The sequence below is a fragment of the Kitasatospora sp. NPDC057542 genome (assembly GCF_042801945.1).
GTDB lineage: Bacteria > Actinomycetota > Actinomycetes > Streptomycetales > Streptomycetaceae > Kitasatospora.
Map to the genome: position 1 here is coordinate 1 of NZ_JBHVFE010000499.1, position 6,375 is coordinate 6,375.

The following is a 6,375-nucleotide window of genomic DNA, read 5'->3' on the forward strand; positions in this document are numbered from 1 at the left end:
GGCTCACCACCGCCTTGGCCGGCCCGGCGGCGGGCCGGCGACGAAGATCCCTCGTGCCGCCGTGTTCCTCCGGTCGGCGAGGTGGCCGGACAGCACGTGCCCCGGCCGGGCCGGGCGGTCAGTCGCGCCCGGCGGCCTGTTCGTAGAGCGCCACCAGCACGCCGTGCACCGGCTCACCTTCCGGGGCCTCGGCGGCCTCGTTCACCAGGGCCTGGAGGGCGGCGCCGAGGCGTGCGGCCTGGTCGGCGGTCAGCCGGAGGTGCCGCAGTACCAGCAGTGGCTCCTGTGGGGCCTTGACGCACTCCTCCGCCACCGCCCCGAGCAGGGCGGTGGTCGGCCCGGCGTCCTGCCCGGCCACCGTGATCCGCCGGGCGGTGCGCTGGTAGAGGTGCTCGCTGCCGCCGCGCACCTTCCGGGTCTCCACGATGCGGACGACGCCGGCGTCCTGCAGCACCTTGAGATGGTGCGCCACCGTGCCCTTGCTGCTGTCCAGCGCCGCCGCCAGCCGGCCGACCGTGGCGGGCTGTCCGCCGAGTGCCAGCAGCAGCCGTTGGCGCAGTGGGTGGGAGAGCGCCTTGTACTGCTGAGGGCTCTCGATGGTGAGTTCCTGCTCCTGGGTCTGGTCCTCCATGCGTAAAGCGTCCAACTTTCTTGACGCTTTTGCAAGCCGCGTGCTCTACTCGTCCCCCACCTGATCGACAGTCACCAGCGGGGGACAGCACATGACGCAGCTCCAGTCGGTCGAGATCGCCGAGATCGTCACCGAGTTGAGCCGGCTCACGACCGGGCTCTACGTCTTCCCCGAGATCGGCGAGCGGATCGCCGGGGTCCTCGGCGACGCGCTGTCCCGGGGCCGCTACCACCGGGCCGAAGACCCGGAGACGCTCGGCCGGCTGGTCACCGAGGACCTCCAGTCGGTCAACGGTGACGGCCATCTGCGGCTGAAGTTCCACCCGCACGCGATCCCGGCGGAGAAGGAGGACGGCGCCGTCCTCGCCGAGCTGGCGCGGGCCGCCGATCTCTCGCTCGGCGGCATACCCCGGATCGAGCGCCTGGAGGGTGGCGTCGCCCTGCTGAAGCTCGCACCGATCATCTTCCCGCTCGACATGACCGGCGAGTCGCTGAACGCCGCGTTCACCCTGGTCGCGCGGGCCGAGGCACTGATCCTGGACCTGCGCGAGTGCGTCGGCGGCCACCCGTCCACGACCGCCCACGTCTGCGGCCACCTCTTCGACGACCCGACGCACCTCAACACCCTCTACGACCGCGAGGAGGACGCCGAACGGCAGTTCTGGAGCCCCGCGCTGGTGCCCGGCCCGCGCTTCGGCGGCAGCAAGCCGCTCTACGTGCTGATCAGCAAGGCCACCTTCTCGGGCGGTGAGGAGCTCGCGTACGACCTCCAGCAGCGCGGCCGTGCCGTGGTGATCGGCGAGGTGTCCGGCGGTGGCGCCAACCCCCGCCGGGGCTTCACGCTCCACCCCCACCTGGAGGCCACCATCCCGACCGCCCGCTCGATCAACCCGGTGTCGGGCGGCAACTGGGAGGGCACCGGCGTGATCCCGGACACCGAGACGGACCCGGCCCGGGCCCACGAGGTGGCCCATCGCGCGGCGCTGGCCGAGGTGGCCCGGCTCGGCGGCGACACCCCGTCGGCCGAGGAGGCCCGGCGGGCGCTGCGCGGCCGGAGGGAGGACCGTCCCGCGTCGTCGGACGACCGGCTCTGACAGCCGGTCCTGCGTCAGACCCGGACGGCTCGACCGGCTCCGCCCGCGATCGCCGGGAGCGGGCGCGGACCCGTCGGCTGCGTGAGCACAGGGCCGAAGAGAAGGGCTGCGGCCGGGTGCACGGGCGGGCGTGGGGCGGCTACCTCTCGACGGCGATGTCGGCGAAGCTGACGGCGAAGGCGTCGGGGTCGTCGTCCTCGTCCAGGTGGTAGGTGGCGCTGGCCCAGGCGGCGACGAGTCGGACGCGGGGGGACGCGGGGTCGGCGGGGTCGCCGGCGACGAGGATGGCGTCCTGGCGGGTGCTGGTGTTCCCGACGTCCTCGACCCACTCGGTGGTGGCCTCGTCGCGGAGGGCGCCGCGTGTGAGGACCACACTGCCCCACAGCGGCACGGGGGCCTGGTAGTTGCCGGCGAGGCAGGCGTCGATGTCGAGTTCGATGTCGACGAGGGTGAGCTTGGTGACGGACGCGAGCGCTTCCGTCCGGTTGTCGCCGAGGTCGAGGTGGTACGTGGTCATGTCCGGGTCTCCTGGTGGCGGCGCGGGCGCGGGTCAGTGCGGCTCGGGGGAGGTGCGGACGGGAATCCTGACCTTGAAGACCTTGCCGTCGCCGAGGAAGAAGACGATCCGGGCGTTGTCGCCGGGGGTGATCAGGCGGGTCGGCTTCTCCAGCGCGAGGTGGTAGCCGCCCGGCGCGAAGGCGAACCCGCCCTTGGCGGAGAGGGTGACCCGGTCGTGCTTGACCGTCTTCGAGGCCCCGGCGGCGGTGACGGTCTGGCAGATCTCGATGCTCCGGTAGTCGGGGCTGGCGATCCTGGTGATGTCGAGGCGTTCGTCCGAGGAGTTCTTCAGGCCGATGTAGCCCGCGGCGGGCAGGGCGTTCGGCAGCCAGCGGATCCAGGCGGACTTCTCCCGGACCGTGATGTCGGTGTTGACCGGTGTCTTCATGGAAGTGACTCCTCGCCGGGGATCGGCCATCGGCCTCGCGCGGCCAGCACACCGGGTTGGCCGTTGATCACGCAAGGTGATCCGTTGGAAGGTCACTCGATCCGGTCATAGCACGGCCCGACTCCATGACGTCGGGCGACGGGGCTGGTAACCGCGCTTGCTCGGGTGGAGGCGGCCTTGCCGTGTCCGCCCGGGCGTGCGGAAGCGGCCGCTCAGTGGCGTGCGCCGGCCGCAAGTGAGGTGACTGACCCGTGAGGCCGCGCGCAGGGCGCGATGACCTGTCATATCCGGTCTGTGAACGGCCGGACAGGTCCCGGGCCGATTCCTTCGGAACACCAGAAGTCGGCGGGGCCGACTTCCTGTGCGGGGCCATGGGCCGGGGTGGCCGTACCCAGTCCGGTTCAGGCCAGGGTGCGGCTACCTCGGCGCGGGAGTCGTGACGGTCCGGTCAGGCTTCGGTGGGCAGGAGTGCGGCGAGTTCGCCCAGGACCCGGGCGGCCGGTGCCGGGTCGACCAGCCACTTCAGGTGGCTGCCGGGGAGCGTGCGGACGTCGTAGGGGTTCTCCGGCGTCAGCGCGTCGCCCTCGCGGATCATCCGGTCCTGCATGGCGAGCGGGATGCCGGCGTCCTCGGTCAGCCGGACGTACGTCTTGGGGATGCGCCCCCAGGTGTCGGCCTGTGCCCGGTCGTCGGGGGTGCCGACGTCGAGGTTCTCGTCGGGCTGGAAGGTGTTGAGGAACGCCAGGAACTCCTCGTCCGTCCCGTCGGCGAGGAAAGCCGCCTTGAAGGTCGCGAGGACACCGGGGTCGGCGGTGCGGAAGTTGACGCGCAGCAGCCCGAGTTCGGCGGGGTTCCCGACCATCCCCGAGGCCAGCCCAGCGGCGTCGGCCGTGGCCATCTCGGGCTCGGCGTAGTAGGCGCCGACATCGAGGTTGACGGGGCACCACGCGGAGACGTAGACGATGCGGTCGATCAGGTCGGGCCGCTGGTTGGCCGCGACGGTGGCCGTCAGGCCGCCGCGGCTGTGGGAGACGAGGACGACGGGCCCGTTCCGCTTGGCCCGCTCCAGTATCCCGATGAGGTGCGCGACGTTGTCGGCGAGCGTGACGCCCTTGATGGCCCCGGGCGCGGTGGCGAGCCCTTCGAGGTCCTGCGGCGCCTGGTAGGCCCGCAGGTAGGTCGCGGCGAAGCCGTGCCCCGGAAGGTCGACGGCGACGGATCGGTGTCCGAGGAGGCCGAGTTCGGCTTGGAGCGGCGCGAAGGAGAAGGAGTTCGCGAAAGCTCCGTGAACCAGGACGAACGTCGGTTGCATCTGTCTGCTCACTTTCTGACCTCCGTGGCGTCGGCGGCACGTGCGTCGCCCGCTCCGATGCCGCGAACCACCTCGCGGTCGAGCGCGGAGTCACGAGGGCAGCCGACAGCTGCCCAACTGTTCGACGGCTCACAGTACTCAGTGAGTGATCACCGCACTACCCGGAAAGGCACTTCGCCGCTTGGGCGCGGCAGTGGGTGAGGGCGAGTTTGATGCGGGTGTCGGGGCCGGGGGTGGTGGTGAGGAGTTCGCCTGCGGTGATGAGGGCGGTCCAGTAGCGGGCGGGGTCGCCGGTGCGGGGCAGGGGGCGGGCGGCGGCGAGGGAGAGGTAGGCGGCCGTGAGGTTGCCGGTGGTGAACCAGCGGCTCAGGCCGTGCTGGTGGCCGGCGCGGATGCCGCCCATGGCGTCGATGGCGGTGAGGATGAGCTCGACGACGGCGAGGCCGGTGGCGTCGAGGGAGACGGGGACGTCGAAGACGCCGAGGGCTTCGAGGAGTTCGCCGGTGTCGGTCTCGGAGCCCGGGCGGGGGTTGGCGAGCAGGGCGTCGTAGCAGTCGTCGAGGCGGCGGGTGGTCTCTGCGAGGGGGATGGAGAGGGCCAGGCACACCGCCCGTGCGGAGGGCAGGGGTTTGCGGGTGCGGCGGGCGAGGAGGGCGTAGGCCTCGGCGGGGGTGCGGCCGCGGGAGAGGGCGTGGCGGGCGAGGGTGGCGAGATGCATGGGGGTCGGGCTCTCAGGCGGTGACGAGGGTGGGAGTGAGGGTGGGGGCGACGAGGGCCCAGACGAACTTGCCGATGCCGCCGGGTCGGGAGGCGCAGCCCCAGCGTTCGGCGAGTTCGTCGACGAGGAACAGGCCGCGGCCGTGCTCGTCGTCGGGGGCCGGGGTGTGGAGGGAGGGGTGGCCGGTGCCGGCGTCGTGGACTTCGAGGCGCAGGCGGTCGCCGGCGAGGGCGAAGCGGACCTCGATGTGGCGGTCGGCGGGGGCGTCGGAGTGCTGGACGGCGTTGGCGAACAGCTCACCGAGGAGCAACTCGGCGGTGTCGGAGTAGTGCTCCCCGGCGGACAGGCCGGAGAGGTAGGCGCGGAGCAAGTACCGGGCCAGGGGCGTGGATTCGGTCCGGGAGTCGAGGCGCGCGACGAACGTGCGGGGGCGACGGGACGTGAGCATGGGGGAGTACCTCAGGGGGCGGGAGGGGGCGTGCGAAGGGAGCGCGCATTCACGCTGTGCATGCAGGTGATCGCGTTCCGGTATCAATGATCGGTCCGCGGAGGTACGGTGACGCCCAGATCCACGTGTTGGGCACGTGACGCACAGGTGGGAGCAGCGATGGCACACCGGAAGATCAAGCGCGGACCGACGGCAAGCTCCGCGATCATGTTCGGCGAAGAGGTTCGCTACGCGCGCGAGTTGGCGGGCTACACCCAGGAGGATCTGGGCAAGCTGCTCCACCTCGACCGGACGGTGATCTCGCGGACCGAGAGCGGGCGACGGCGGCCGTCGGTCGAGGAGGTCGAGGAGCTCGGGCAGCTGCTGAACACCGGTGACCTGCTGATGCGGCTGTACAACCGGGTGGACTGGAACGCCTCGATCGAGCACCCGGACTGGTTCCAGGAATACGCGGACCAGGAGGCCATCGCGGTCGGGCTGCGCGCCTACCAGGACAGCATGATGTACGGCCTGTTGCAGTGCCGGCAGTACGCACAGTCCCTGTTTGCGAGTGGTGTTGGAGCCGGCAAGCCGGAGGAGATCGAGGAGCTGACCAGGGCCCGACTCAGTCGGCAGAGCCGGTTCCTCGAATCTGATGGGCCGCTGCTACTCGTCATTCTCGACGAGAGCGCGATCCGAACGGTCGTGGGTGGGCCGGATGTGATGAGAAGTCAGATGGAGCATTTGCTGCGAGTGGCTCAGCTCCCGAACATCGTCGTTCAGGTGGCTCCGTTCTCGTGCCGTCGGATCGTCTTCAACGCGGCTATGGTGTTGCTGGAGCTGCCGGATGGGCAGCGTTCGGTGTACTCGGAGAGCCTCGATCGCGGGCATCTGAGCGATGCTTCTGACGTCGTGGCCAGGCATCAGCGTCGCTATGATCAGCTCCGCGCCGAATGTTTGTCAGAGTTCGACTCGCTTCGGCTGATCACCGATGCGCTGGAGGGTTTCAAAGATGATGAGCAACGAGCTCGCCGCGGCCGCCTGGCGGAAGAGCAGCTACAGCGGCGACAACGGCGGCAACTGCATCGAGGTGGCCCCCGGGTTCCCCGGCCTCGTTCCGGTGCGTGACTCCAAGGACCCGCAGGGCCCGGCGCTCGTTTTCGCCGACTCCGCGTGGGGCGCCTTCGTCGCCGCCGTCCGCGCCGGGGACTTCCCGATCGAGGGCTGACCCACTCCTCACCTCAACGC

9 protein-coding genes are annotated in these 6,375 nt (G+C 70.9%); 3 read left to right on the forward strand and 6 right to left on the reverse strand.

Annotated elements, in window-relative coordinates; genetic code table 11:
- Positions 1-118: 118 nt before the first annotated feature.
- The gene (locus ACFU7Y_RS37735) at positions 119-631 is read right to left on the reverse strand and encodes a transcriptional regulator (protein ID WP_224279271.1); all 513 of its coding nucleotides are present in this window, start codon (positions 629-631) and stop codon (positions 119-121) included.
- A gap of 91 nt (positions 632-722) precedes the next feature.
- Here ACFU7Y_RS37735 and ACFU7Y_RS37740 point away from each other — a divergent pair, with 91 nt between their 5' ends.
- Positions 723-1,724, forward strand: a complete 1,002-nt coding sequence (locus ACFU7Y_RS37740) for a S41 family peptidase (RefSeq protein WP_224279269.1) — start codon at positions 723-725, stop codon at positions 1,722-1,724.
- A 139-nt stretch (positions 1,725-1,863) separates the two neighbouring features.
- On the opposite strand, the gene ACFU7Y_RS37745 is transcribed toward ACFU7Y_RS37740, so the two are convergent.
- From ACFU7Y_RS37745 to ACFU7Y_RS37765, 5 genes are all read right to left on the reverse strand, one after another.
- Complete coding sequence (locus ACFU7Y_RS37745; RefSeq protein WP_380771058.1) at positions 1,864-2,241, reverse strand: hypothetical protein; 378 nt, start codon at positions 2,239-2,241, stop codon at positions 1,864-1,866.
- A gap of 33 nt (positions 2,242-2,274) precedes the next feature.
- Complete coding sequence (locus ACFU7Y_RS37750; RefSeq protein WP_224279265.1) at positions 2,275-2,670, reverse strand: copper chaperone PCu(A)C; 396 nt, start codon at positions 2,668-2,670, stop codon at positions 2,275-2,277.
- A 448-nt stretch (positions 2,671-3,118) separates the two neighbouring features.
- Positions 3,119-3,994, reverse strand: coding sequence for an alpha/beta hydrolase (locus tag ACFU7Y_RS37755; RefSeq protein WP_380771060.1), 876 nt, complete (start codon positions 3,992-3,994; stop codon positions 3,119-3,121).
- A 145-nt stretch (positions 3,995-4,139) separates the two neighbouring features.
- Complete coding sequence (locus tag ACFU7Y_RS37760) at positions 4,140-4,700, reverse strand: hypothetical protein (protein WP_224279261.1); 561 nt, start codon at positions 4,698-4,700, stop codon at positions 4,140-4,142.
- A 13-nt stretch (positions 4,701-4,713) separates the two neighbouring features.
- On the reverse strand, positions 4,714-5,148 hold the full coding sequence (locus ACFU7Y_RS37765) for an ATP-binding protein (protein ID WP_380771061.1): 435 nt from the start codon (positions 5,146-5,148) through the stop codon (positions 4,714-4,716).
- A gap of 159 nt (positions 5,149-5,307) precedes the next feature.
- Between ACFU7Y_RS37765 and ACFU7Y_RS37770 the strand changes: the two genes are divergently transcribed.
- Both ACFU7Y_RS37770 and ACFU7Y_RS37775 read left to right on the forward strand, forming a co-directional pair.
- Complete coding sequence (locus tag ACFU7Y_RS37770) at positions 5,308-6,255, forward strand: helix-turn-helix transcriptional regulator (protein ID WP_224279257.1); 948 nt, start codon at positions 5,308-5,310, stop codon at positions 6,253-6,255.
- Positions 6,218-6,355, forward strand: a complete 138-nt coding sequence (locus tag ACFU7Y_RS37775) for a DUF397 domain-containing protein (protein WP_308020190.1) — start codon at positions 6,218-6,220, stop codon at positions 6,353-6,355. The genes ACFU7Y_RS37770 and ACFU7Y_RS37775 overlap by 38 nt, the downstream gene beginning before the upstream one ends.
- Positions 6,356-6,375 lie beyond the last annotated feature (20 nt).